General features: G+C 52.8%; 21 protein-coding genes. 8 read left to right on the forward strand and 13 right to left on the reverse strand.

The genetic code is table 11. The annotated features are described in order from the left end of the window. Positions 1 to 237 precede the first annotated feature (237 nt). From BQ5383_RS12665 to BQ5383_RS12685, 5 genes are read left to right on the forward strand one after another with little or no spacing between them, the layout of a single operon-like run. Positions 238 to 2907, forward strand: coding sequence for an SNF2-related protein (locus BQ5383_RS12665; protein WP_235821980.1), 2670 nt, complete (start codon positions 238 to 240; stop codon positions 2905 to 2907). Next, the gene (locus tag BQ5383_RS12670) at positions 2888 to 3649 is read left to right on the forward strand and encodes a hypothetical protein (protein ID WP_071432508.1); all 762 of its coding nucleotides are present in this window, start codon (positions 2888 to 2890) and stop codon (positions 3647 to 3649) included. The genes BQ5383_RS12665 and BQ5383_RS12670 overlap by 20 nt, the downstream gene beginning before the upstream one ends. Then, on the forward strand, positions 3633 to 5582 hold the full coding sequence (locus BQ5383_RS12675) for a site-specific DNA-methyltransferase (RefSeq protein ID WP_071432510.1): 1950 nt from the start codon (positions 3633 to 3635) through the stop codon (positions 5580 to 5582). Before BQ5383_RS12670 ends, BQ5383_RS12675 begins: the two co-directional genes overlap by 17 nt. Before the next feature lie 7 nt (positions 5583 to 5589). After that, positions 5590 to 6108 (forward strand): hypothetical protein, encoded by a 519-nt coding sequence (locus BQ5383_RS12680; RefSeq protein WP_009860794.1) that lies wholly within the window; start codon positions 5590 to 5592, stop codon positions 6106 to 6108. A gap of 6 nt (positions 6109 to 6114) precedes the next feature. Then, positions 6115 to 9270, forward strand: a complete 3156-nt coding sequence (locus BQ5383_RS12685) for a type III restriction-modification system endonuclease (protein WP_009860795.1) — start codon at positions 6115 to 6117, stop codon at positions 9268 to 9270. A gap of 19 nt (positions 9271 to 9289) precedes the next feature. On the opposite strand, the gene mobQ is transcribed toward BQ5383_RS12685, so the two are convergent. The 7 genes from mobQ to BQ5383_RS12720 form a co-directional block, all read right to left on the reverse strand. Then, on the reverse strand, positions 9290 to 10996 hold the full coding sequence (mobQ, locus tag BQ5383_RS12690) for a MobQ family relaxase (protein WP_071432512.1): 1707 nt from the start codon (positions 10994 to 10996) through the stop codon (positions 9290 to 9292). Positions 10997 to 11425: 429 nt separating this feature from the next. After that, positions 11426 to 11632 (reverse strand): hypothetical protein, encoded by a 207-nt coding sequence (locus BQ5383_RS12695; protein WP_002596142.1) that lies wholly within the window; start codon positions 11630 to 11632, stop codon positions 11426 to 11428. A gap of 4 nt (positions 11633 to 11636) precedes the next feature. Beyond that, entirely contained in the window at positions 11637 to 11846 is a 210-nt protein-coding gene (locus BQ5383_RS12700) for an LLM class flavin-dependent oxidoreductase (RefSeq protein WP_425475198.1), read from the reverse strand. 504 nt (positions 11847 to 12350) lie between these two features. Further along, a complete protein-coding gene (locus BQ5383_RS12705; RefSeq protein ID WP_071432516.1) occupies positions 12351 to 13730 on the reverse strand; it encodes a DNA primase family protein in 1380 nt (459 codons plus the stop codon). After that, a complete protein-coding gene (locus tag BQ5383_RS12710; RefSeq protein WP_071432518.1) occupies positions 13708 to 14328 on the reverse strand; it encodes a CHC2 zinc finger domain-containing protein in 621 nt (206 codons plus the stop codon). Before BQ5383_RS12710 ends, BQ5383_RS12705 begins: the two co-directional genes overlap by 23 nt. Positions 14329 to 14396: 68 nt before the next feature. Continuing rightward, entirely contained in the window at positions 14397 to 16316 is a 1920-nt protein-coding gene (locus tag BQ5383_RS12715) for a DUF4368 domain-containing protein (RefSeq protein WP_071432520.1), read from the reverse strand. Between the two features lies 1 nt (position 16317). Beyond that, entirely contained in the window at positions 16318 to 16521 is a 204-nt protein-coding gene (locus BQ5383_RS12720) for a transposon-encoded TnpW family protein (RefSeq protein WP_007885061.1), read from the reverse strand. 262 nt (positions 16522 to 16783) lie between these two features. Here BQ5383_RS12720 and BQ5383_RS12725 point away from each other — a divergent pair, with 262 nt between their 5' ends. From BQ5383_RS12725 to BQ5383_RS12735, 3 genes are read left to right on the forward strand one after another with little or no spacing between them, the layout of a single operon-like run. Then, positions 16784 to 17620 carry a hypothetical protein gene (locus BQ5383_RS12725; protein WP_071435081.1) on the forward strand — a complete coding sequence of 279 codons (837 nt, stop codon included), beginning with the start codon at positions 16784 to 16786 and terminating at the stop codon, positions 17618 to 17620. Between the two features lie 31 nt (positions 17621 to 17651). Beyond that, a complete protein-coding gene (locus tag BQ5383_RS12730; protein WP_083389962.1) occupies positions 17652 to 18572 on the forward strand; it encodes a DNA gyrase inhibitor YacG in 921 nt (306 codons plus the stop codon). Further along, complete coding sequence (locus BQ5383_RS12735) at positions 18569 to 19597, forward strand: virulence RhuM family protein (protein WP_071432522.1); 1029 nt, start codon at positions 18569 to 18571, stop codon at positions 19595 to 19597. Before BQ5383_RS12730 ends, BQ5383_RS12735 begins: the two co-directional genes overlap by 4 nt. 66 nt (positions 19598 to 19663) lie before the next feature. Here the strand turns inward: BQ5383_RS12735 and BQ5383_RS12740 are convergent, their stop codons facing one another. From BQ5383_RS12740 to BQ5383_RS12765, 6 genes are all read right to left on the reverse strand, one after another. Beyond that, on the reverse strand, positions 19664 to 19939 hold the full coding sequence (locus tag BQ5383_RS12740) for a DUF6809 family protein (RefSeq protein ID WP_002596150.1): 276 nt from the start codon (positions 19937 to 19939) through the stop codon (positions 19664 to 19666). A 13-nt stretch (positions 19940 to 19952) separates the two neighbouring features. Then, positions 19953 to 20303: a TnpV protein gene (locus BQ5383_RS12745; RefSeq protein ID WP_071432524.1), complete on the reverse strand. Its 351-nt coding sequence runs from the start codon at positions 20301 to 20303 to the stop codon at positions 19953 to 19955. A gap of 323 nt (positions 20304 to 20626) precedes the next feature. Beyond that, positions 20627 to 20905: a hypothetical protein gene (locus BQ5383_RS12750; protein WP_071432526.1), complete on the reverse strand. Its 279-nt coding sequence runs from the start codon at positions 20903 to 20905 to the stop codon at positions 20627 to 20629. Between the two features lie 49 nt (positions 20906 to 20954). Beyond that, positions 20955 to 22310: a relaxase/mobilization nuclease domain-containing protein gene (locus BQ5383_RS12755; RefSeq protein ID WP_071432528.1), complete on the reverse strand. Its 1356-nt coding sequence runs from the start codon at positions 22308 to 22310 to the stop codon at positions 20955 to 20957. 3 nt (positions 22311 to 22313) lie between these two features. After that, positions 22314 to 22625: a plasmid mobilization protein gene (locus tag BQ5383_RS12760; RefSeq protein WP_071432530.1), complete on the reverse strand. Its 312-nt coding sequence runs from the start codon at positions 22623 to 22625 to the stop codon at positions 22314 to 22316. A 201-nt stretch (positions 22626 to 22826) separates the two neighbouring features. Then, positions 22827 to 23900, reverse strand: a complete 1074-nt coding sequence (locus BQ5383_RS12765) for an AAA family ATPase (RefSeq protein WP_071432532.1) — start codon at positions 23898 to 23900, stop codon at positions 22827 to 22829. Positions 23901 to 23999 lie beyond the last annotated feature (99 nt).

Below are 23999 nucleotides of genomic sequence, written 5' to 3' on the forward strand. Positions count from 1 at the left end.
AAGCTTTTGGAAAGAGATTTGTCAAGGGTGTTTTACCATTCAGCAACGAATTAAGGCATAAACAATATCACATTTTTATAATGCTTTTTGACCACAATCAGTCCGGCACTGACTGTGGTCTTTATTTTGAAAATGACATTTTCCCCTTAAATAAAGGAATCAATCGTCGTTGCGTTTTTCGTCAATATCTGCCATAATAAAAAGGAGTGTAAATAAAAGAAAAAGGGGGGAATTGCCATGCCGCAAACACCGTTTCATGCCTATTACAAGGCCCGGCTTTTGGAACAACTGCCGGAAGCAGAACAGTTTATTCCGGTCTTTGCATCATCGGACATTGAAATCTATCCGTTCCAAATTGCAGCGGCCAGCTTTGCCCTGCGTTCCCCCTATCAGAAAGGTGCTGTCCTGTGCGATGAAGCCGGTATGGGCAAGAGCCACGAGGCCATGCTGGTCATCAATCAAAAGTGGCTGGAGGGATGCAGCCGGATTCTGCTGGTTATTCCCAATGCCGACCTGCTGCACCAGTGGACGGAAATGCTGGATCGATTCTATACCGTTCCCTATGTGGTTTTGACCAGCCGCAAAGAATGGCAGGCCCACAGCGCCCCCGACCATCCCAACGCCTTTATCCAGGATGCCATAGTCGTAACCACCTACGACTTTGCCGCCGACAACGAGGAGGCTGCAAAGGTGGTCAACTGGGACTTGACGGTATTTGAAGAGGCTAACGCCCTGTCCCCGGTCTACCAGGAGGACAACAAGCAGGCCAAGGCCCTCAAGCGGATCGCCGGTGATTCTTTCAAGCTGCTGCTGACCGGCACTCCCATTGAAAAGAACATCATGGACTTATACGGTCTGATCTGGTTCATCGACGAAACGCTGCTGCCGGGAGAAAAAGAGTTTCTGGCCCGGTATCTGCGCCGACCAGAGAACTACCCGGAACTCAGCGAACAGGTCAGCCGCTATTGTTTCCGTACCCTCCGTTCCCAGGCCAAGCACTACGCCAAGGTGACGGAACGTGTGCTGCTGACCGTGGAGTACACCCCCGGCAAGGCAGAGCGGCAGCTCTATGAGCTGCTGTACGCCTACATCAACCAGACGGAAAAGAGAGCCTTTCCCGAAATGAACCAATATGACCTGGCTCTGCGGTTACTTGGCCTGTTGGGTTCCTCTACGGCGGCAATTTTGCAAACCATCAAAGGTATCGTCAAGCGGCTCCAGGGGCTGGAAAACGCAGCGGACGAACTAAGCCAATGGCAAGAGATTCAAACCGTAGCCGAAAGCATTCCCCAGGATGCCAAGGCCGGTGAGCTGCTGACCGTTCTCAAACAGGGATTTTCCCTTATGAAGAAAACGGGAGCCAAACAGAAAGCGGTTATCTTCACCGAGAGCGTGGAAACCCAGAAGATGCTCCAGAATCTTCTTTCTGGCCGGTACCGCACTCTGGCCTACAACGGCAGCGCCGATTACTCCGTGATCCACCAGTTCAAGGAGGATGGCGAGGTGCTGATTTCTACCGATAACGGTGCCAAGGGCTTCAATCTGGAGGAGGCTGCTTTCATCATCCACTACGACTTGCTGTACAACACCTTAAAGCTGGAGCAGCGTATCGACCGCTGCCACCGGCTGGGTCAGGAAAACGATGTGCTGTCAGTGGCCTTCATCGACAAGAACAACTTTGCCGATGTTCGCAAGCTGGAGCTGGTCAACAAGCGGATGCTGGTGACAGACGGTGTCTTTGGTATTACCGATGACGTGCTGGGCGGTTTTACAGATGATGTAAAAGCAGCCTTTCCGGTCATTGCCCAGCGGTTGCGGCCCAGGGCGCAGATTGAGCAGGCATACCGCCACACCCTGAGTACCCACGAGGAAGATAACCGGCAGACCGTCTCCGCAGCGGAGGATATTCTGTTTACCACCTTCACCAAGGAACTGGCCGACAAGGTGAAGATCAATCCCAAGTATGTGAATCGCCGTGGACAGGAGCTGAACAACGACCTCTGGGAAATTACCAAATGGTTTTTTACTCGTTATAATGAAAAGAACGATGATTGCCGTTTTGTGATTGACGAATTCAACCGTACGATCACGGCCACGGAGTACCGGGAACTGCCGGTGCTGTTCTACTACTGGACGGGGAGCCGGAACCGGCCCTATCGCAGCCAGAAGATGTACGGCATGGCAAAAGACTTCAAACCCAAGGCCGGACAGATTACCCTGTCCAGTATCATAGGCCGTGGGATTCTCCACGAGCTGGAGTGTGCCAACGAGGGAGTGCTGACCATCCCGACGGTGCAGGCGCCGTGCCAGATAGCCCTTTATACTGTCACCCTGGTTTCAGGCTCCAGCCGCACAGAACACGCCGTACTGTGCGGTTTGACGGATAGCGGCAAGGCCCTGGACGATGCAGCTTGCCGCAGCATCTTTGACTTGCCGGTGGAGAGCAGCACGGAGGATGAGCGGAGATCCCCCCACTGGTTAAAAGGAACCAGCCGCCCCCACCCGCTGGATCGGCTGGTGCCGAGTGATAAGATGATGGCGGAGCAACTGGAGCGCCTTTCGCCTGCCCAGGCCGAGGAAATGGAGCGGATGAAGCAGCAAGTGTCCGCTGATAAGGCGGCATTGAGCCGAGAACTGAACACCCTGGACAGCCAGGTACAGCAGGCGCAAGCGGAGCTGGAGGCCGTCACCGGCGACCGGCTGAAACGTCTGGCTGCACAGAAGAAAATCAACCAGCTTCGGCAGGAATATATGAAGCACCAGGAGAGCCAGTTCTTTGACGCCATGCGGCTGGATATGGAGCTGGAAGAAAAAATGAAATCTTTTGCCGACAAAGAAAAGCTGACGGCAAGGGTGCAGAGAGAATTTGTGGTGGTGATTGATAAGAATGCGAAAGAAAATAACTGATTTTTACAACAAATATTCGGTTGCTTTTAATATAATCAGTTTTCTTGTGGCTATCGGAAGCATCTGCCTTACAATCTGGATTTCCAAACAGCCTGTGACACTTCCGCAGAAAGAGCTTAGTTGTATAACGACAAATAGCAAAAGTCTTGTACTGATGCTGGGAAACGATAGTAACTTGAAATTATTGTACGGAGAACGTGAGGTTTCAAAACCGTGCATAACTTCGATTGTAATTCAAAATACTGGAGCTTACCCAATAACAAATAGTGACTTTTTGCGGCCATTTATTATTGCTTTTGGGGAAACAGACGAGATATTATCGGTTAATATAGGCGATTGCTCCAATCAGTATATCAGGGAAGAAGTCGTCGAAAATAGTAGTTTTAGCAATCAGAAACTGACCATTGATAATTTTTTGCTTAATCCAGGAGAAATGTTTACGGTTGATATAATAAGTGATGGAGGTATCCCTCTTATTAACTTCGATTATCGCTTAGAGGGGATCAGCGAGTTAAATTTAATCAATAATCCCTCTAATCAGATCATTCTTACACGTAAAGAAAATCCTGTGAGTATTTTGCCGTTTTTAGTTCTACTGTGCTTGATTGTAGTAGCTGTAATTATCGTAATGGTAATTGTTATGAAGAAACTAAATAAGCGGGATGCAGCAATGTTTGACCGTTTAGAGGCAGCAATAAGGAAAGAAATGCAAGAGGAGAATCAGCATGAACAATCTGATTGATGGTTTATCCATGAACATAGAACAAACCAACCTGGACAAGCTGCGCTCGGTGTTCCCGGAGTGCGTCAGCGAGGGCAAGCTGGACATTGACAAGCTGCTTTCTCTGTGCGGCGAGTACATCGACAACGATTTTGAGAAGTACAAGTTTGAGTGGAAGGGCAAAGCGGACTGCCTGCGGCTGGCCCAGAAGCGTTCCACCGGCACTCTGCGTCCCTGTCCAGAGGAAAGCGTAGATTGGGACACCACCCAAAACCTTTACATCGAGGGTGACAACCTGGAGGTCTTGAAGCTGCTGCAAACGGCTTATTACCGCAAGGTGAAGATGATTTACATCGACCCGCCTTACAATACCGGCAACGATTTTGTCTATGCCGATGATTTTGCCGATCCCATGGCACGGTACAAGGAAGTAACCCAGCAGACCACCAAGAGCAACCCGGAAACCATGGGCCGCTACCACACCAACTGGCTCAATATGATGTACCCCCGTCTGAGGCTGGCGGCAAATCTCCTGCGGGATGATGGTGTGATTTTTATCTCTATTGATGATGTTGAGATAGATAATCTTAAAAAACTATGCAACGAGATTTTTGGTGAAGAAAATTTTGTGGCGCAGTTTATATGGCAGAGTAGGCAGAACAAAGATAATCGAAACATTACCGGTGTTTCAATAGACCACGAGTATGTAGTGTGTTATACAAAGCAATTCGGACACCGGGTATTCCGTGGAACCGACAGAAAAACAGAACAATATAAGAATCCTGACAATGACCCCCGTGGCCCTTGGACAAGTGCTAACATGGTAGGACTTGCTACTGCCGATGCTCGTCCAAATTTGCACTATGATTTAATCAATCCGGCAGATGGAAGAAACTACGGATGCCCCGAAAAAGGCTGGCGATATGATCGAAATACCATGAATCGGCTCATTCAAGAGGGCAGGATTATTTGGCCCGACAACCCAGATGGGCGGCCGCGCAAAAAATCATTTTTGAACGAGCTGTCAGACAATCTTCCTGGTTTTTCATCTGTTTTCAGCACTGGCGTTTATACAAATACTGCAACCAAGGAAATTGGAGGATTGTTTAATAAGTATTTATTTGATTTTCCAAAGCCAGTCGAGGTTATTAAGCAATTAGTTTCCCAAGTGTCTAACACGGATGACATCATCCTTGACTTCTTCTCCGGTTCTGCTACTACCGCCCATGCAGTGATGCAGCTCAACGCTGAGGACGGTGGAAATCGGCGCTTTATTCTGGTACAGCTTCCCGAACTGTGCGACGAAAAGAGCGAGGCATACAAGACCGGGTACAAGAATATCTGCGAGATCGGTAAGGAGCGAATCCGGCGGGCTGGTAAAATGCTAAAAGATGCGCTTGAAAGTTCCGGTTTGTTTGTTCGTGCAATGAAACGCCATCAAGATCAGCATGATTCACTTGAAGGATTTGCTTATGCGGAGTGGGAAGAAAGTCCAGAGGTAATCAATGCAAAAAAAGAAATGGCAGCAAAACTGGATGTGGGCTTCCGTGTTTTCAAGCTGGACACCTCCAATCTGGAAACCTGGGACGCCACCCCCATTGAGGACGAGCAGCTCGACCTGCTGTATCGGCGGATGAACAGCATGATTCATCGGGTGAAGCCGGAGCGCACCGACCTGGATATGATTTATGAAATCATGCTCAAACTGGGTGTGCCGCTGACCTACTCCGTGACACCGTTCTCCATCAATAACAAGACTGTCTATGGCGTGGGCGATGACTGCCTGCTGCTGGTCTGTCTGGCCGAGGATGTGCAGCCCGAGGACGTGGAGCAGATGACCGAATATGCCCCGGCAAAAATCATCATCTCCCGTGACAGCTTTGCTGACGATACCGCTATGGCTAATGCCTACTATATCCTGCGGGATCATGGGATTGAGCTGAAACTGGTGTGAGAAAGATATGAATAACACTCTAAAATGGTTTCATGTAATCACAAAAACCATTGTACATTGCTTACTTGGAACAATCGAATACATTGGTATTCCATTTTTACTTGCTTGTCTTTCTACATTCATTTCCCCTATCTCCAGCGGTAATACTTTGTGGCTTTGGATTGAGCGGATTGCTTTTTGCTTTACGATATACGAAGTAATTATTGTTGGTGTGCGAAAAATGCAGATTGACATACGCAAAGATGCACTATTAGCACTAAAAACCGCCTACGAACGAGCAGCCCTGTATTGTGAAACAGGAAATCAAGACATATATCGGAACTTAACTTCAAAAATAGATCAGGTGCTTGACAATGGGATACTAAATCAACTTGATGTTGTGCAGAGCTATAAAAATCTCAAGCTCTACATGGACAGCAAAAATATTGTTGGAATCAAATATGAGATTATCAATATTCAGCACTCCATTGAAGCAGATAATCTCTTATGGAACTATACCCTGTTCCTGCGGTTATTTAAGAGGTGAACAGGCATGAAACTGAAATTCAAGAATCAAGCCTTCCAAATGGATGCAGTCAACGCTGTGGTGGATTTGTTTGCCGGCCAGGAGAAAACACGGAGCACCTTCTCCGTCATGGAGGAAGCCCAGACCAATTTCTTAAATGAGCTGGGCCAGGGCAATGCTCTCTACATTGACCAGGAAACATTGACCGCCAATATGCACACCGTCCAGAAGCGGAATAACCTGCCCCTGACCCCCACAGCGGAAGGCTGCCAGTTCTGTATTGAGATGGAAACTGGCACCGGCAAGACCTACGTCTACACCAAGACCATCTTTGAGCTGAACCGCAAGTACGGATTCACCAAGTTTGTTATCGTGGTGCCGTCGGTGGCCATCCGGGAGGGCGTCTACAAATCCTTTCAGGTCACGCAGGAGCATTTCGGCCTGCAATACGACAACGTGCCATGCCGGTACTTCATCTACAACTCTGCCAAGCTGTCCGACGTGCGGCAATTTGCCACCAGTTCCAATATCGAAGTGATGATTATTAACATCGACGCTTTCAAGAAAGCGGAGAACATCATCAATCAAGCGCAGGATCGGCTCAACGGTGAAACGGCTATGGGCTTTATTCAGAACACACACCCTATCGTTATCATCGATGAACCCCAGAGCGTAGACAACACCCCCAAGGCCAAGGAAGCCATTGCCACGCTCAATCCCCTGTGTGTGCTGCGGTACTCCGCCACCCACCGAGAAAAAATCAATCTGCTTTACCGCCTGACTCCGGTAGACGCCTACCAGATGGGGCTGGTCAAGCAGATCGCCGTATCCTCCAATCAGGTTGCCGGTGGCTTCAATCAAGCCTATGTGCGGCTGCTTTCCGTCAGCAACGACAAGGGCTTTAAGGCCAGAGTGGAACTGGATGTGAAGGGCAAGACCGGAGCCGTGACCCGCAAGGCCATGACTGTCAAGCCGGGCGACGATTTATTCCTGCTGTCCGGCGGGCGGGAACTGTACGAAGGCTACACCGTTACCGGAATTGACTGCACTCCCGATTTTGAACATATCGAGTTTGGCAATACCCAGGAGGTCAAGCTGGGCAAGGCCATTGGAGACGTGGACGAGAACATCGTCAAGAAGGCGCAAATCCGGCGCACCATCGAAACCCACCTTGACAAAGAGCTGCGGTATCTGGACAAGGGGATCAAGGTACTGTCCCTGTTCTTCATCGATAAGGTGGACAAGTACCGCCACGAGGACGGCACACCCGGCATCTACGCCACTATGTTTGAGGAGTGCTATCAGGAGCTGATCGCAAAGCCCAAGTATGCGCTCCTCCGAGAGCGATTCACCACAGATGTGAGCAAGGTACATAACGGCTACTTCTCTCAGGACAAGAAAGGACGCCTGAAGGACACCAAGGGCGACACCCAGGCCGACGATGACACCTACAACACCATCATGCGGGACAAGGAGTGGCTTCTCAGCTTTGAGTGTCCGCTGCGGTTTATTTTCTCCCACTCGGCGCTGCGGGAAGGCTGGGACAACCCCAACGTGTTTCAGGTCTGCACCCTGATCGAGCAGAAGTCCACCTTTACCTGCCGCCAGAAGGTGGGCCGTGGCCTGCGCCTGTGCGTGAACCAGGACGGTGAACGCATCGAGGACAAGAATATCAATGTCCTTCACGTCATGGCCAACGAGAGCTTTTCCGAGTTTGCTTCCACCCTCCAGAAAGAGATCGAGGACGAAACTGGCGTCAAGTTTGGTGTACTCCAGCTCAGTTTGTTTGCTGGGATGACCTATCAGGAAGAAGTTACCCGTGAGCATACGATTGACAGAGAAGAGGCCCACGAGCTGGTAAAAACCTGGATGGACGACGGCTCCATTGACAAATGGATGGCCGACCCCGAAATGACGGCAGCGGAAGAAAAAATTACAGCGGAATTGGAATCAGGGAAAATCACCGAACCGCCCAGCCCCGTAACGGAAGTCATGCGCCAAATTAAAAACGGTGCGACCGCTGAACAGGCAGCAGAGGCAATTATTGGAATCACCAGTACAATCACTACCGTAGAGGAACATACCGTCACCCACGAGGAAGCTACGGAGCTGCTGGAGCATTTTGAGCAGAAGGGGTATATCACCAGCACCGGTAAGGTCAAGGATACCATGAAGAACGCTTTGAAGAACGGAACCCTTGACCTGCCGAAAAAATATGAAGCTGCCAGAGAGCGTTTTGAGCAGATTATCGCCAATGCCGACCGGAAGCCCCCGGTGCGGGATGCCTCCCGTGATGTGGTGGTACGGCTCAACAAACAGGTCATGCTCTCCCCGGAGTTCCTGGAGCTGTGGAGCAAGATCAAGCAGAAAACCGCCTACCGGGTGAGCATTGACACAGAGCAGCTGGTGAAGAACTGCGTCAAAGCCTTTCAGGAAATGCCCCATATCCCCAAAACCCGTCTGGTGTCCCAGACTGCCGATATTCACATCCAGCAGTCCGGGATCAGCCACATGGAACGGGAAATGCGGACGATGGAGATTGCCAACGATTATCAGGCCCTGCCGGACATCATCACCGCCATCAGCGATGAAACGCTGTTGACCCCGGCTACCGTCAATCGGATTCTGGTAGAGAGCGGACGGTGTGGCGATTTCCTCAACAATCCGGAGGCATTTCTGGAGCAAGCCGTAGAGCTAATCCGCAGCCACCGCCACGCCTTGGCTATCGACGGTATCCGTTATGTGAAGCTGGATGGCCAGGAATATTATGTGCAGGAAATCTTCGACACCACGGAGTTGCTTGCTAACCTGGATCGAAACGCCGTAAAGGTGGAACACAGCGTCTATGACTATGTGGTTTACGACAGCTCCACGGTAGAGAAGCCGGTGGCGGTGGCCCTGGACAACGACCCGGATGTGAAGATGTTCTTCAAGATTCCCAGCCGCTTCAAAATTGAAACCCCCATTGGCACGTACAACCCCGACTGGGCTGTGTATCTGAATAAGAACGGTGAGGAAAAGCTGTACTTCGTCCTGGAAACCAAGGGTGACACCAGCTTTATGCACCTGAAAACCAGTGAGCAGCTAAAAATCCACTGCGGCAAGGAGCATTTCAAAGCACTGGACGCAGGTGTGGAGCTGGAGACTGCAACCAGTTGGACGGAGCTGCGCAAGCGCATTTGACAGAGATAGAAAGAGCTTTTTATCTCACATCTCGTCCTTGATTCTTGCGCTTTCCCTTGTTGGAAATCTGCTGCTCCTTCTGCGTCTGGCGCACCATTCTCCGCACGGCCAGCCGCTCTGCATCCTCGTCCAGCATCCGGGACACCGCCTTTTTACTGTCAAACATCAGAAGTGGGCTGTACTTCTCAACGTAAACCTGCTGTGCCTGGTTCTCCGCTTCCTGTTCTTTGCCGGGGCGGATGGCCTGTCTTGCTTCATACAGCTGCACTGGGTCGAAGCCCTGGGCCTGCTCCCGAAGCCCGGCATACTCGTTCAGGGCAGCGTCCAACTCGGCGGAATATTTCTGTTCCTGTTCTTCCAGCCGTTTCAGGCTCTGCTCCATGGCAGCGATGTCTTTAGGAAATTTATCGGCGGCATCTTCCTCGGTATATGCCAGCGACGCCAGAAGCAGATTTTTCTCAGAACGCAATTCTTCCAAATCCTCTGTCAGTGCCGCAATTTTTGCGGCCAGCTCCCGGTGTCGGAATACATGGACAGCAGAGAGCGCCTTTTTCTCGGTAAGCAGGCTGCGGCGCTCCTTCGTCTTATCTCGGATGTCCTTTGCCAGCTGATTGTACTGTGTGAGGGCAGGGCGCAGCGTATTCAGCGAAGTGTTCAGGCGTTCCTTGCCCTTGCGGAGATACCCCAGCTGATAGCAGAACAGCAGCAGATTTTTACGCAGATTCTCCATGGCCTCGGCAAGTGCCGGGAGGGTATTTTTGACTGCCTGGGCCAGCTTTTTGACCTGTCCCCTCAGCTCCCGGAGCAGGGCATTGTCGGTCTTGATCTGCCGGTTCAGCTCGCACCGGTCAGAGATGATACCCTTTTTCTCCATGGCTCTGGCAACCACACCCTCATGGACCGTGGGCCGCTCCAGCAGACCACGCTCGGCATGGCTGCGGTGGTCGATGCGTTCCTCATGTCCGGTGCGCTCCAGATGGCGGTTTGCCACATCTGCCCATGCAGCCCGCCACAGAACAAGTTGCTCATCGCTGTTCCAGCGTTCCGTGATGGGATTCTGTCTGCCATATTTGGTACTTTTGGGATACTTGGATACCCGTTCATAATCCTGCGCCTGCGCTGCGGACGGGGCCATATACACCTTCTTTTTGCCCACTTTGTACTGGTACTGTTTTTCCCAGCCGTCGGCCTGCGCCTGTTTGAACTCAGCGGCGGTAAAGCCCCGTTCCTCGCCGTCTTTGACACAGAGATATTCTTTCTCAGTCTTGTACTGCCATTTTCCCTTTTCATCCAGCGGGCGCACCGTCAGCAGGATATGGGCATGGGGATTGTGTCCGGGAGGATACGGGTCATGGATGGCAGCATCGGCGCACATTCCGTCTGCCACAAATTGCTCCTTGATGAAATCTTGCAGGAGCTGGATTTGTTCCTCCCGGCTCAGTTCTATGGGCAGCGCCGCCACAAATTCACGGGCGAGGCGACTGTCCTTTGCTGTTTCGGTTTCCTCCACGGCGTTCCACAGGGTTTCCCGATCCTGCCACTCTGCGGGGGCCGTGGCTGGCAGAAAAACCTGCCGCCACCCAAGGCCCTGTTTGCGGGTGTAGTCGTGCTGCACCCCGTCATACTCGTTGAGCATCCGGGAACAGCTCAGATAGGCCGCAGCAGCCACAGCGGAGCGCCCGGCTCCACGGCTGACCATCTTGGCCTCCAAATGATAAATCGCCATAAATCACCTTGTCCTTTCTGAAAGGGGTGCCCCGAAACAGGGCACCCTTGTTTTCGCTCAGTGCGTCGTGAAATACGACGCACCACCAGCAGGGGCGGAACGATTCGTTCCACCCCTGTATCTGTGTCAAGCTGCCGGTGGCAGGTTGACACAGGCAGACGGCGGGATGGGGTGGCAATATACCACCCCATGAACAGGGGCTTCCAAAACGGAAACCCCTGCGTCGACTGCATGGGCAAGGCTGGCAGTTTGGCAGAAATGCAGCCTTGTCCAGCGGCTCCCGCAGGAGCCGCAATCCCCCTCGGAGAGCGCACGTGCCCGACCAACGGGAGGGCTACCACCGCCTGCTTTAGCAGGTGGTGAGTAAGTGCGCCCTTCGGGATAAAAAAGAGGAAGGCCCCCGGTTTCCCGGAGACCTCCCAGCAGTTTTCAATCGTGTCCTGCCAGCTTTCGCCGCAGGTACTCTTCCAGATTATCAAGCCCTACCGCCTGTACTTCCGGCAGCACTTTTTCCAGTACAGCGCCCTCCTGAATGAGCCGCCTTGTCCGGGCTTTTCGCTCCTTCACCCGGTCCCGTGCCTGGGCTTCCTCCAAGCGGTGCTTTGCCTGCAACAGTTTCTTTTCTTCACTTGTCATGGGATTACCTCCGTTTCTGCCAGATCAGGTCATAGCCCAGCACATCGGCCAGTTCCACAACCTCCTTGTAGCGGATGGATTCCCGCTGGAGCTTGGCCGACAGGTTGGAAACGCTGTCCGACCAGTCGTATTCCTCATGGAGCCGGTCAACTACCTCCTGCATGGTGTATCCCGCCCGGACGATCTGTGCCTTAATCTCATTGCGTACCGTCATCATCAAAAATCCTCCTAAATTTTCTTGATAAAAAAGCGAAGTCGGCACGCCTTCTGGCATAACCGCTTCGCTGTGTCGTGAAAAATCCCCTTGTAACCAAATCCGTTCAGAATTGCCGGTGTGATGTCCTGTCCATAAGCCGCACCTTCCGACTTTCCCATTCGTGTGACTTGGCTTGAAACCGTGCATTTCCCCATGATTCCATGCACCCGGTTCACCGGGGTAAGAAGCACGGTTTCGCAAAATGATTTTTTTCAACCGTCAATTACTTTCCGATTCCCACTTGCCTTGATTTAGCATGGGGATTTGACCGGTGATTCTGACTGACATAGCCGCCGAGTTGCTATAAAAGGGAGAACAAGGGTCAATCAAAGCGTACGTACGTACAGCGTCCTCACAAGCTCCACATCCTTCGCTTCCGGCCAAAGCCGAAAGCTCACTCGTTCCGCTGCTCGTCCTTTCCCCAACGGAACCGCTTTACAGGGTTCCGCTGGGGCCCCAGTATTAACGCCGCCATTCCTCCGGCACATCTTCCGGTACGTACGTACGCATCGAATCACCGGAAAACACTGATATATGATTTCTCACCAATACCTCAATTCCCAGAAATCCACGCACCCGCCGTCCGGCTGCGTTGGTCACATTGTTGCAGTATTCCAGATTATAGCGGCTCTGGCAGGCAATCAGGGCTTCGCTGAAGCTGCGTGGCTTCAGGGCAGGCAGGTTGTTTTCGGTGCAGTAAATCTGGTATGCCTCGTACAGTTCTTTGGAGCTGGCAGATAGATCCGCTTTCCGGCGAACATACCCGTCAGAATCCAGAAAATCATAGACATTGTTATTGTCCCGCTTGACTGCCTCCCGGTTTTCTCTGGTGCGGTCGCTTTCGGTGAACTTGAAGTTGTTGGCGGCCAGCCGCTGCAATCCCTCAAAAGCCCACAGCAGAATACCCTCCACCTCGGCTTTCATCTTCTCGGCAAGGTCAGGATCATCCACACGGCCAGCCGGTTTTTCTTTCGTGGTCAGCACCAGCTGGCGGCGATAAAACCCGTCGCTCCGGTCAAACAGCGCCTGCAAATCCCCGTTGGAGAAGGCCAGTAGCCGGGCGCACATCCATCCCTGATAGCTCTGCTTGCCCTTGCGCTCCAAATCCATCTTGCCCTGGGCGGTGACAATGGATTTCACATAGTTGGTCTGGCGCAGGGCTTCCATCCGCATATCGTCGTCCACGCACAGGAGGATATGTTCCAGGTCAGCACGGGCAAAACGGTTCTCGGATATTTTCCCGATGCTGCCATCCTTCATGTTGGAGCCGAACAAAGTTCCCAGAACAGCGCCGATCTGCGACTTGCCCTCGCCGCCGCTGCCCTTAATGACCATCATCCGTTGTCCCTTGTTGCTGGGAATCAGGCAGTAGCCGATATATTCCTGCAAGGTGGGGATGTCCTCCGGGTAGAGCAGGCCATCCAGAAATTGCAGCCAGAGAACAGGCTTTGGGGCGTTGGGGTTGTAGGCCACAGGGAAGCGGTTGCGGACGATTTTCGGCTTTCCCTCCGCAAAGGTTCCGTCCAGAAAAAGCGTCCCGTTGGAAAGATGAATCCGGTCTGGCTCCGGGGGAAAATCCTCCACCAGTGCTGCCAGCTTCATCAGCTCCACAATGTTGCTGATTTTACGGGGAATATTGCTGACCGCACAGCATTTCAGTTCCTCAAAAATCTCTCCCCGCAGGGGTAGTTCATCGGTCACACGACCTTCGGGCGTGAAAAAAGCCCCGTTTGTGAAGATGATCTTGTGCGTCTGCAAGAACTCCTCACAAAACAGGGCTTCGTTGATGCTTTTTCCATCAAACCAGACGGGCATCCCGTCAAGCTGCGCTTTGTTTTTCATGGGCATCGTCCTCCTTTTTCAGCCTGCCCAGCCGTTCCTCCAAACCGGCAATCAGTCCATCCTTGTTCAGCATTTCTACGATTCTTATCCGCTGTTCCAGTTCGGCGGCAATGAGCAAATCTGCCAGATACTCCACATAGTCCAGCATCTGGCAGGCTTCCACAAACCGGTCATCCAGAACATCTTCCAGTGTCTTGGGTGCGTACTGCACCTTCCAGCTTTCCAGAAGATGCAGATAATCACACAGCACCCGCAGACAGCGCACTTCTTCCTGCCGGTATGCTGTCAGCAGGGGACGCTCCGGTTTGGGCAGGACCGCTGCCGCAGGGGGCTTGTCCGGGCCAATCCCAAAATCCTGTGCCAGCTTCTGCGCTGCCTCGTAGCTGCTCAGGTCAAATAACCTCGCCACAAAGTCAATCACATCGCCGGTGGCTCCGCAGCCGAAGCAGTAAAAATACCGTTCGTTCAGCTTCATGCTGGGGTGCCGGTCCTCATGGAACGGACAGCTGCACATCCCGTTTCGGTTGACTTGCAGCCCATAGTGTTCCGCCGCATCCGGCACACAAATATTCTGTTTTACCAGTTCAAAGAGTGTCATAAAAAATCCCTCCGTTTCAGGGCATAAAAAAAGCGGCCTGCCCGGTTTATTTGGGCAGGCCACAGTCCTTATGCAGTTTGTGATGTTTCCGTTTCTTTGGCTTTCCGCTTTTCCTGCCGGTAGAACTTCTCCCGGCAGGCGGGTTTGCAGAATTTAGCGTTGGGGCGGACAGACTGGAACGGCGCTCCGCAGCACTGGCACACCAGCTGATACGGTTCGCCCGGAACGATCAGCCCCTCAGCAATCTTCTGTTTGCGTTCCTTCTGGCGCAGGTATTTTTCATGGTCACGGATACGCTTCTGACGGCGCTTTTCCTCCGCAGCCAGTTCTTCCTCGGTGGGTTCGGGCATGGGCACTTCGAATTTCCCGATGAAATTCAGATAAATCTCAATTTCCTGCACCCGTTCCCCGGTGCTTCTGTCCGGGGCATGAACCAGAATTTTCTCCACAAATTCATGGATCATAGGGGCGGTCAGCTCGGTGAAATCCGTATATTTCTGTGCCAGCGCCAGAAAGTGGCTGGCACGGTCCGTGTCCTCATGGAATTGGTCCAGCTGTGCCTGCTCGGAGGCAAGCAGTTGTTCCAGCTCGGCCTGTTCCTTCTCATATTCGGCACACAGCAGCTCGAACCGTTTTTCCTCCAACTTGCCCATGGCATAGGTTTCGTATAGCTTTTTAATCAGCACATCCAGCTCGGCGCTGCGCTTGCGCTCCTTGGCGACCTTGCGTTTCAGCTCCTTGGCCGCTTCCTGCTGGCGAACCTGTGAAATGCTGCGAACTTTCTGAATAAACTCTTCCTTGTTCTGGATGGCATAGCTGGCGGTAGTGCGGATGGTTTCCAGAATCAGAGCGTTCAGGGCTTTGGTGCTAACGGTGTGGGAAAAACACATCTGGGTTTCCCGCTCAAAGGTCAGGGTGTAGGTGGAGCAGTTATAAAAGTCGGTTCCATACTCCCGCCCGTCCTTTTTGCGTTTGCCCCGGTGGTTATACATCTTGGCTCCGCAGTCGGCACAGAACACAAGGCCGGTCAGGGGATTGGCAACGCCGGTGGTATCTGTCCGGCGCACCGTCCGTTTCACCTGCTGGGCGAGCTGCCAGGTTTCCGGGTCAACGATGGCCTCGTGGGTGTTCTCAAAAATCAGCCAGTCGGACGGGTCATTTTTTACCCGCTTATCCCGGTAGGACTTTTTGGAGGAACGGAAATTCACGGTGTGCCCCATATACTCCGGCTTGGTCAGCATAGAACTGACCGTGAAGCCGTACCAGTCATAGGGGCGGCTGGTGTCCACGGTGTTCTTACGGCTGCCTCTGCCGTTGCGAGCCAGATAATAGGCGGGGCACTCCACCTTTTCCTGTGTGAGTATCTTGGCAATCTCATGGGGGCCGTGCCCCTCCACCGCAAGCCGGAAGATCCGCCGCACCACGGCGGCGGCTTCCTCGTCCACCAGCCAGTAGTCCTTGTCCTCTGGGTCTTTTTTGTAGCCATAGATGGCGTTGTTGGTGGTTGGCTTGCCCGCCTTGCCCTTGACACGGTATGCTGCCGAAACCTTTTTGGACTGGTCACGCAGATACCATTCATTCATGATATTGAGAAAGGGCGCAAACTCGCCGCTGTCCTGTTCCTCGCTGTCGATGTTATTGGCGACAGCAACAAAATGAACCCCATTCTGCCGGAACATTACCTCGGTGTAAAAGCCGGTTTGCAGGTAGTTTCTGCCGATCCGACTTAGGTCCTTACACAGCAGATGGGCCACCTTGCCCGCCTCGATGTCCGCCACAAGGCGCTTCCATGCAGGACGGTCAAAGTTGCCACCGGACCACCCATCGTCTGTGTAGTGGACGATATTGGTGTAGCCCCGCTGTGCTGCATAGCTTTCGAGATAACGTTTCTGGTTCAGAATGGAGTTCGAGTCACCCGTGAGGTCATCGTCACGGGACAGGCGCTCATAGAGCGCAGTGATTTTTTCTTCCGTCTGTCTGTTTGCCATATCAGGCGCTCCTTTCAGACGGACGGCTCATTTGTGGCAGTTCCATTATACCACATTCCGGCTGGTTTGCCAGCCCGTCATTGCGGATCAGCCGCAGAATTTTATCTTCCATCGTTTCCTCGGCGGTTTCGCTGAGGTAGACACGAACTTTATAGGTGGTGTTGCCAATGTGCCGGGTCAGAAACACGGCGTTTTTATCTGCCATAGAACCTCTCTTTCTTGCGCTTTCGGCGCATCCGGTGTATACTGTTGTTATAGTTCCGTTGCCTGTAACCTGCGATTGTGTTACTTCTTTTTTGTGTCATGCCTGAACATGGCGAAATCCCCCTTTCTCCTGCGTGAACGAGCCGATGTAACCCAAGTAACTTGTTTTCAGATTACTCTTTCACTAATAGGAGAAATCCGGGGTGCAAAACGGAACCATTTTTGAAAAATCGAAAAATATTTTTTTGAAAAGAGGTGGGGGCATGGCGTATCTGTCTGATGACGAGCTTCTGGATACCGAGGGTGGCTTCACCGGATGGGACGCTGGGGCGGAAGAAACGCTGGAACAGGCGCTTGCGGAAGAACGTCTGGCCGAGCTGGAAAGTGAGCTGGAGCAGGACGAGCATCCCATCGACTATGAAGCAGAGCTGGAGGACGAGGAAGAAGAAGCTGCCCCGGTCAGTGATAAACGGCTGAAACGGGAGATGCGGGCCGAGGCCATACGGCGGCTGGAGGAAGCAGCCCGCACCGAAAAGGATTTCCGGGCCGTGGTGGAGGAATGGAACAAGCTGGACCGGAACCGGGAGCGCCGGGAACGGGACCATGAAAACCTCCGTGGGGATGTGCCGCTGGAATATCAGGCGGTGCCGGAACCGAAACTCATTCCCCGATGGATGAACAACCCCACATACCGGCAGCTGATGGCCGGGAACTTTCTGGACATCCTGTTTGACTGCCCCTATGAGATGCACAACCTGACCGCCGACGCCTTTGTTTCCCGCATGGTGGAAGAACTGAGTGAGGAACATAAGGAAGTTTTGTATTTTCTCTCTTTGCGGCTGTACAGCACCACCCGGCTTGCCGCTGTGCGTGGGCAGTCTGACCGCAACATCCGCAAGCTGCGGAAAACCATCCACAAGAAATTGCAGCGCCAGATGTATGACCATCTGTGCGGCAAGCAGGAGCATGGTAGCAGCTTGACCTTGCGGGAACGCCAGTTTTTGGAGGAATACTCGAAAATTGCAAGGAAACAAGGCAAGGACGCCGTGATCCGGCGGGAGAATAAGACCAAGCGCAGAAAAAAGAAAAACCGCCCCTGATAATTGGGACGATTAAGGAGAAAGGGCGTGTATGATGAAAAATTTATTTGAACAGTCCCGTTCCCATTGGGTGCGGTACGATCATTACGAGCTGAAAACAGCGGAAGATGGCAAGCGGTATATCACCCCCGGCAAGAGCGCAAAGCCGGATGTCTACAATCCGCTGAAAGAGGTCCCCAACATTGTGCTGGATGCGCTGAATGTGGGGATGCTGATGATGGGGCGCAAGCCGGAAGCAGAAGTGGAAAAGGCGATCATGGAGTTTATCACCCGGTACGGCCTGCTGGGGCTGATGACTGCCCTTCCCACCACACCGTCCTTTATGGACTATGAGGCGGTGTACCTGCCGAAAAACCACTTCATCAAGGAAGAATCCATGGCGACAGACAAATACTTGTCCCTGTTTTACCCCTTTGACCAGCTGGATTTGGTGAAAAAAGGCATTGAATCCACATGGAATGTGTCCGGTGACCGGACGATGGTTGCCCTGACCATGACTTTCATGGACGAGCCGATGGCGAAGAACATGAGCTTCCAGCGAGAGTATGCGGAACCCTACGACTGGGTTGCCCAGCAGTTCAAGGACTGGGCCTTTACGCTGACCACAGCTATTTTGTACTACAATGACTATGATTCCATCGACGAGGATGCACGGGGGCTGTACCGCAAGGCCATGGCCGCATTTGGTGGGATCGCCCCCAGCTACCACATCGAGCTGTTGGATAAGCCCACCATCTATTGGGATTTCCATTCGCTGCTGCTGGGCATCCAGATGATGTTCAGCTTCATGTTGGTAGACGGTGACCAGCCCCTGCGCCTGTGCAAGCACTGCCAGAAGGTGTTTCTGGGTAGCCGGTCCAACGCCGCCTTTTGCAGCCCACGGTGCAAGAACCAGTATAATGTCTACAAGAGCCGGGGAAAGAACCGGACGGATGGAGGTGACGAGGAATGAGCGAGGAACAGGGACTGACCCCGTATGAAACCAGAGAAATCCTCTTTTATAAGACCGAAAACGGAGAAGTGCGGGTGGAAATCCTGCTCTTTCAGGAAAACCTCTGGCTGACACAGGCAAAAATGGCAGAACTGTTCGAGGTACAGAAAGCGGCCATTTCCAAGCACCTGAAAAATATCTTTGAATCCGGCGAACTGAGCGAGGATTCAGTTGTTTCCAAAATGGAAACAACTGCGGCGGACGGGAAACGGTATCAGACCAACTATTATAATCTGGACGCCATTATCGCTGTGGGGTATCGGGTGAACTCCAAAAAGGCGACCATGTTCCGCATTTGGGCAAACAGGGTGTTGAAAGAGTTCATCATCAAAGGCTATGTGATGGATGACGCACGGCTGCGGGAGCCGGAGAACTTTTTCGGCAAGGATTATTTCGAGGAACAGCTGGAGCGTATCCGGGACATCCGGGCCAGCGAGAGAAGATTTTACCAGAAAATCACGGACATCTATTCCCAGTGCAGCGCCGACTACGATGTGGAAAGCCCTATTACAAAGGAGTTTTTCGCCACGGTGCAGAATAAGCTCCACTATGCGGTCACCCATCATACCGCCGCCGAGATCGTATATGGCCGTGCCGACAGCACTAAGCCCAACATGGGGCTTACCACATGGAAAAACGCCCCCAAAGGCCGTATCCGCAAATCGGATGTCACCGTCGCCAAAAACTATCTGAACGAAACGGAAATGCGAAACCTGAACGAGATCGTCACCATGTACCTTGACTATGCGGAACGGCAGGCCCGCCGGGGAAATGTCATGTATATGGCCGATTGGGTCAAGCGGCTTGACGCATTTTTACAGTTCAACGAGGAAGATATTCTGCATGATAAAGGCAAGGTGACCGCCGCCATCGCCAAAGCCTTTGCTGAGAAAGAGTTTGAAAAGTTCCGGGTATTGCAGGATCGGACCTATCAGAGCGACTTTGACCGGCTGGTTGCGGAAACTTCGGATGATCTGACAGAATAACCATATATAACAGAAAGCCCACGCCACCGGTCTCTTTCCGGCTGCGTGGGCTTTTTCGGCCATCGCTTATTTCTTGTTTTGCAGCTGTTCATGGGCCTCCTGCTGGACAATCAGCCCCGCCGAAAAGCCATACTTGAAATGGCTCTCACTTTCCTCGCACTGAGCGATAGCGTTCTGCGCCCGGAGTTCCTCCACCAGAGCATAGTCCTCTTTGCTGAGCCGCTGGGATAACTGCTCCATCAACGCCGCACAGGTTTGGATCGCCTTGCGGTATTCCGGGGATGTGGGAACAACGGTTTCACAGGGATAAAACTCCCCGTTATACATGGCTTCCAAAATCATTGCGTTCCCTCCCTCAACAGTAGACCAACTCCGCCAGGACGATTTCCTCGGCCCTGTTGTGGATGGAGTTCATGGAGCGCACCCATGCCATCTGGTCGGCAGATTTCAGGGCTTCTGTGACGCCCTCTTGCTGCATCATGGCTTTTTCGATAATTTCCAGCCGCTCCCGGCAGGCGGTGTCGATTTCCTCCAAATGGGGAAACAGCTTTTCAGTGACAATAAGATCGGTATACAGAATGGGCCGGTGTTCTTTTAAGTAGGCACGGCGCAACCGGCCATATTTCCCGATATGATACTCTTTGGTGTCCGATAACACAAGATCGGGGATGAAATAGTCGCCGCATTGGGTATAAGTCAGTTCCATACAAAGCTCCTTTCGAGGGAATGTGATTGACAGTTATGGTAGGTTTGAGGGCATCCCTCCTTTATCATAACTGTCTTTTCATTCGCCACAAATGAGCCGCCAGTCATGATGTAATGTTTTTTGGTGTATTCCACCCTCTATACATTACATCATGATTCTGAATGCTGTTAGAGTCATCCGTCTTATTTGTTTTCTGTGTGTCCTCTTGGCTCAGCCGGCCATAGAGGACGGTATATTTTTCATTGCTTGCCATTGCTACTCCTTTCTGGGCAAGCCGATACGGTAACAACAAACATACCGCATCTCCTGCCTAAAGTCTATCCTCAAATCGAATCTTTTCCTAAATCACTGTCGATGATTTGGAGCATCTGTTCCGTCGGTGTTTTTGCTTTCTCGGCAGTTGAAAAGATGGAGCGGACGAAGAATTTTCGTCCGCCCACGATCATCTCCCGGCGCAGCTCCATACCATGTTCCGTTTCGTGATAGAATGTATCCCGGTAGATCGGCGTAATCGTGTTTTCTCCCCGGATACCGATTGCTCGCTCCGGCATATAACCGCCCAGGATACCTGTTTCCATATACACTTCAAATTCACTTTTCATTGAGTTCCTTTCCCCCGAATCCAATTTGGGCAACAAAAATAGCAGACCGTCACATGGTCTGCTGCCAGGTTTGTTCTTCTTCGTGATCGTCCTGGGCATGGCCCTGGGCGATTTTCTTTTGCTGCTGCTTACGGAGTGTTTTTCTGTCTGTGTGCGAGTGCATTGTGGTGCTGTCCATCACGGGAGCATCAGGCTGAGACCGCTCCAGACGGTATCCAAGCCCCACCACAGCAGAAGCAACGCCCCCGTCCCCATCAGCAGGACCGCCCATGTGGGACCATCCAGGTGCGGCAGCCGCAGTCTGGACAGTCTGATGCCGGGCAGAGAAAAACGCTTCTCGTTCCGCTTCCCAGCCTGTTCGCTCATCCGCTCCAGATGCTTCACCGCTTTCAGCAGCTCGTCCATCTGTGTCCGTGTCGGGAGCTGCGCCAGCAGTTCGCTGATCTTCTTCAGATAGCCAGTCTGTCTCTCGGTGTGGTACCCCAGTGTGTAGAGGCCGCTCTGCAGATCCTCCCACTCTGCTTTCGTAGGATGCACTTCGGGAGGTAGTGTCAGCTCCTGCGCCGGAGGCTGCGGCGTGGTCTGTACCACCTGCGCGGGACGGTTCTTCTCCAACAGCTCGTCCATAGATAATTTCTTCTCTGATCCTGAATTCATATTCCATATTCTCCTTCAAATATTTGTCCCCAAACAGCAGGCGGTCTCGGCACTGCCAGCCGCTGGGTGTGGTGTAGGTGATGTTCCGTCGGGACGCTTCCCAACGTACCTTGTAGCCCTCGCTCTCCATCAGCGCAATGAACTCCTCACGGCTGGATGCGTGGCGCATACAGTCGTTGATGAGATTCATGAGCTGCAGCTTCTTACTCTGACCACGGGCGGTCGTGTGATACTCGCCAATCCTCATAGTTTTCGTTTTCTGCTTCCTATCCTTGGGCTGGAACACAGGGAGAGAAAACTCTATGCAGACCTGATCGTTGCGCTGTCGCAGTTCCTGAAGCTGATCCTTTGCGATGTGCAGTTTCTTTCCGGTATCGAAGTTGACGGAGTTGATGAGAAAGTGGGAATGAATGTGTTCCCGGTCTGTGTGGGTGCAGACCAGAACTTCATACCCCTCATAGTACTCAGCCAGCTTCAGTGCCGCCGCATGAGCGGCGACCGGATCGACCGCTTCGCCTTTGGGGAAGCTCTGCACCATGTGGTAGAACAGCACGCCGTCGGTTTTGTGATGCAGCCGCTTGGGGGTCATGAAGTCCGCGTAGACAGATTCCGGCTGGCAGTTGATGCCTGTGACCAACTGTTGACCGTCACACTCGGTTTTCTTGTTCTGCATGGTGTACCGCATCACGGCTCCCATGCATCCGGTGGTCTGTCCTCGCTTGTAGTTAGTGAAGCTGATGATCGCCATTTTTCACCACCGCTTTCGTTCCAGGATCAACCGGACAGCAGCGCAGAGGTCAGAGAACGCCTGTCGTATACCGTCCAGATTAATCACCGTGACGCGTCCCATGTGTGCCAGGGTGACGAGTTGATTCAGATTTCTGCCGATGGACTTCAGCTCCTTGAGCACTTCTTTCAGTCCATCGACGACCACAATCTGCTTTCCCAGACAGCAGGCGGTCACATAATCGCTCATGGACATCCCGGAGCGTTTCGCCAATTCCTTGATGGCCTCCCGGTCTTTGGATGCCATCCGGGTACTGAACTTGATATCTTTTTTCATGTCGTTTCCTCCAAATCACAGATAAAGTGGGTCCGGGCTTCTGCCCGGAAATTATGCGGAAGGCGGGCGGCGGCTTTGCCGGCGACCAGACAAACGCGATGCTGGCCACCTCCAAGGAGGTGATTCTCCCGCACCGGACTACCGCGTTCCACCTTCGGCCACAAGCGGCCCAACACGGCGTTTCTTTTGCCTTGCGGGAGTTTACTCGCCGTACCTGGAAACCGCCCGCAAATCGCCGCACAGCGCCCCGGCAGGGTCAACAGGGTCGACTGCCGGGACACCCTGGGTATCGTCACTTTCGGCACGCTGCAGCTCAATGAGCCGCCTTCCGTTGCTGCGGCGCACCAGAGTGGAAATGCCGATTTTGCTTAGTGCGTCAAGGTTTTGCTGGATCTGTCGGGACACTTTCTTGGGCGAGATGTGCTCCACACCCAAAGGGTCGATTCGTTCAGACAGCTCTGTGGGAGTGCCGATAAATTCAGTTCGGTCACGCATCAGTTCGGAGAGGAGATAAACGATACGGTCGCCCAGCAGCTCCGGCTGTGTCCGGCTGTCCGACACCAGTTCCCATACATTTTCACCGTTGCGCTCCAGTGTCAGCTCCCGGTATTCAATGTCACGGCCAACACAGGAGAGCTTCGCTCTACCGCTGCCCCGCCGTTCCTCCACCAGTGTGAAGCTGGAATCCACCGCACCGCTGATAGCGGTGGTACCGGAGATGCGGTTGAACACATCATCAGCAGTTTCCTTGCGCAGATGATGGATCAGCAGAATGGCGATGCCGTGGGCATCCGCGATTCGCTTCAGTGCAGAGAGGTCGCGGTAGTCATTGGCGTAGGTTGCGTCGCGAGCTGGACGGACCATCTGCAGGGTGTCGATGATGACCAGCACGGTGTCGGGATGTGTGGCGAGGAAAGTTTCCACCTGCTCCTCCAGCCCCTGTCCAATGAGGGCGCACTCCGTGCAAAAGTGGACGCTGCTTGGCGCGTCCTCGGTGATCTCGAAGAGCCGGTTCTGGATGCGGAGGACGGAATCCTCCAGACAGAGATAGAGGGTGGTACCCTGTTTGGTGGGCATCTTCCAGACCGGCTCTCCCTTGGCCACCATAACGGACAGCCAGAGAGCCAGCCAGGATTTTCCCACCTTGGGAGAGCCGGCAAGGAGGTGCAGTCCTTGCGCGATCAGGGTGTCCACCACAAAATTGGGCGGACGCAGAGGCTGGCTCATCAGGGCCGCCCCATCCACCGTGCGAAGCGGCGGGATGTTTTTGTTCATGAATCATTCCTCCTTTGTTCTGAGTATGAAAAAAGCGCCCACCACAGTGAGCGCCTTTCCCGAAAGGAGTTTTTCCTTTCACTTGATTATTGGGGGTAT

Source organism: Angelakisella massiliensis (assembly GCF_900104675.1).
Taxonomy (GTDB): Bacteria; Bacillota; Clostridia; order Oscillospirales; family Ruminococcaceae; genus Angelakisella; species Angelakisella massiliensis.

Bases quoted from the DNA above. Each gene is read 5' to 3' on its own strand.
- BQ5383_RS12665 (WP_235821980.1), top strand. From the start codon at position 238: ATGCCGCAAACACCGTTTCATGCCTATTACAAGGCCCGGCTTTTGGAA.
- BQ5383_RS12670 (WP_071432508.1), top strand. From the start codon at position 2,888: ATGCGAAAGAAAATAACTGATTTTTACAACAAATATTCGGTTGCTTTT.
- BQ5383_RS12675 (WP_071432510.1), top strand. From the start codon at position 3,633: ATGAACAATCTGATTGATGGTTTATCCATGAACATAGAACAAACCAAC.
- BQ5383_RS12680 (WP_009860794.1), top strand. From the start codon at position 5,590: ATGAATAACACTCTAAAATGGTTTCATGTAATCACAAAAACCATTGTA.
- BQ5383_RS12685 (WP_009860795.1), top strand. From the start codon at position 6,115: ATGAAACTGAAATTCAAGAATCAAGCCTTCCAAATGGATGCAGTCAAC.
- mobQ (WP_071432512.1), bottom strand. From the start codon at position 10,996: ATGGCGATTTATCATTTGGAGGCCAAGATGGTCAGCCGTGGAGCCGGG.
- BQ5383_RS12695 (WP_002596142.1), bottom strand. From the start codon at position 11,632: ATGACAAGTGAAGAAAAGAAACTGTTGCAGGCAAAGCACCGCTTGGAG.
- BQ5383_RS12700 (WP_425475198.1), bottom strand. From the start codon at position 11,846: ATGACGGTACGCAATGAGATTAAGGCACAGATCGTCCGGGCGGGATAC.
- BQ5383_RS12705 (WP_071432516.1), bottom strand. From the start codon at position 13,730: ATGAAAAACAAAGCGCAGCTTGACGGGATGCCCGTCTGGTTTGATGGA.
- BQ5383_RS12710 (WP_071432518.1), bottom strand. From the start codon at position 14,328: ATGACACTCTTTGAACTGGTAAAACAGAATATTTGTGTGCCGGATGCG.
- BQ5383_RS12715 (WP_071432520.1), bottom strand. From the start codon at position 16,316: ATGGCAAACAGACAGACGGAAGAAAAAATCACTGCGCTCTATGAGCGC.
- BQ5383_RS12720 (WP_007885061.1), bottom strand. From the start codon at position 16,521: ATGGCAGATAAAAACGCCGTGTTTCTGACCCGGCACATTGGCAACACC.
- BQ5383_RS12725 (WP_071435081.1), top strand. From the start codon at position 16,784: ATGGCGTATCTGTCTGATGACGAGCTTCTGGATACCGAGGGTGGCTTC.
- BQ5383_RS12730 (WP_083389962.1), top strand. From the start codon at position 17,652: ATGATGAAAAATTTATTTGAACAGTCCCGTTCCCATTGGGTGCGGTAC.
- BQ5383_RS12735 (WP_071432522.1), top strand. From the start codon at position 18,569: ATGAGCGAGGAACAGGGACTGACCCCGTATGAAACCAGAGAAATCCTC.
- BQ5383_RS12740 (WP_002596150.1), bottom strand. From the start codon at position 19,939: ATGATTTTGGAAGCCATGTATAACGGGGAGTTTTATCCCTGTGAAACC.
- BQ5383_RS12745 (WP_071432524.1), bottom strand. From the start codon at position 20,303: ATGGAACTGACTTATACCCAATGCGGCGACTATTTCATCCCCGATCTT.
- BQ5383_RS12750 (WP_071432526.1), bottom strand. From the start codon at position 20,905: ATGAAAAGTGAATTTGAAGTGTATATGGAAACAGGTATCCTGGGCGGT.
- BQ5383_RS12755 (WP_071432528.1), bottom strand. From the start codon at position 22,310: ATGGCGATCATCAGCTTCACTAACTACAAGCGAGGACAGACCACCGGA.
- BQ5383_RS12760 (WP_071432530.1), bottom strand. From the start codon at position 22,625: ATGAAAAAAGATATCAAGTTCAGTACCCGGATGGCATCCAAAGACCGG.
- BQ5383_RS12765 (WP_071432532.1), bottom strand. From the start codon at position 23,900: ATGAACAAAAACATCCCGCCGCTTCGCACGGTGGATGGGGCGGCCCTG.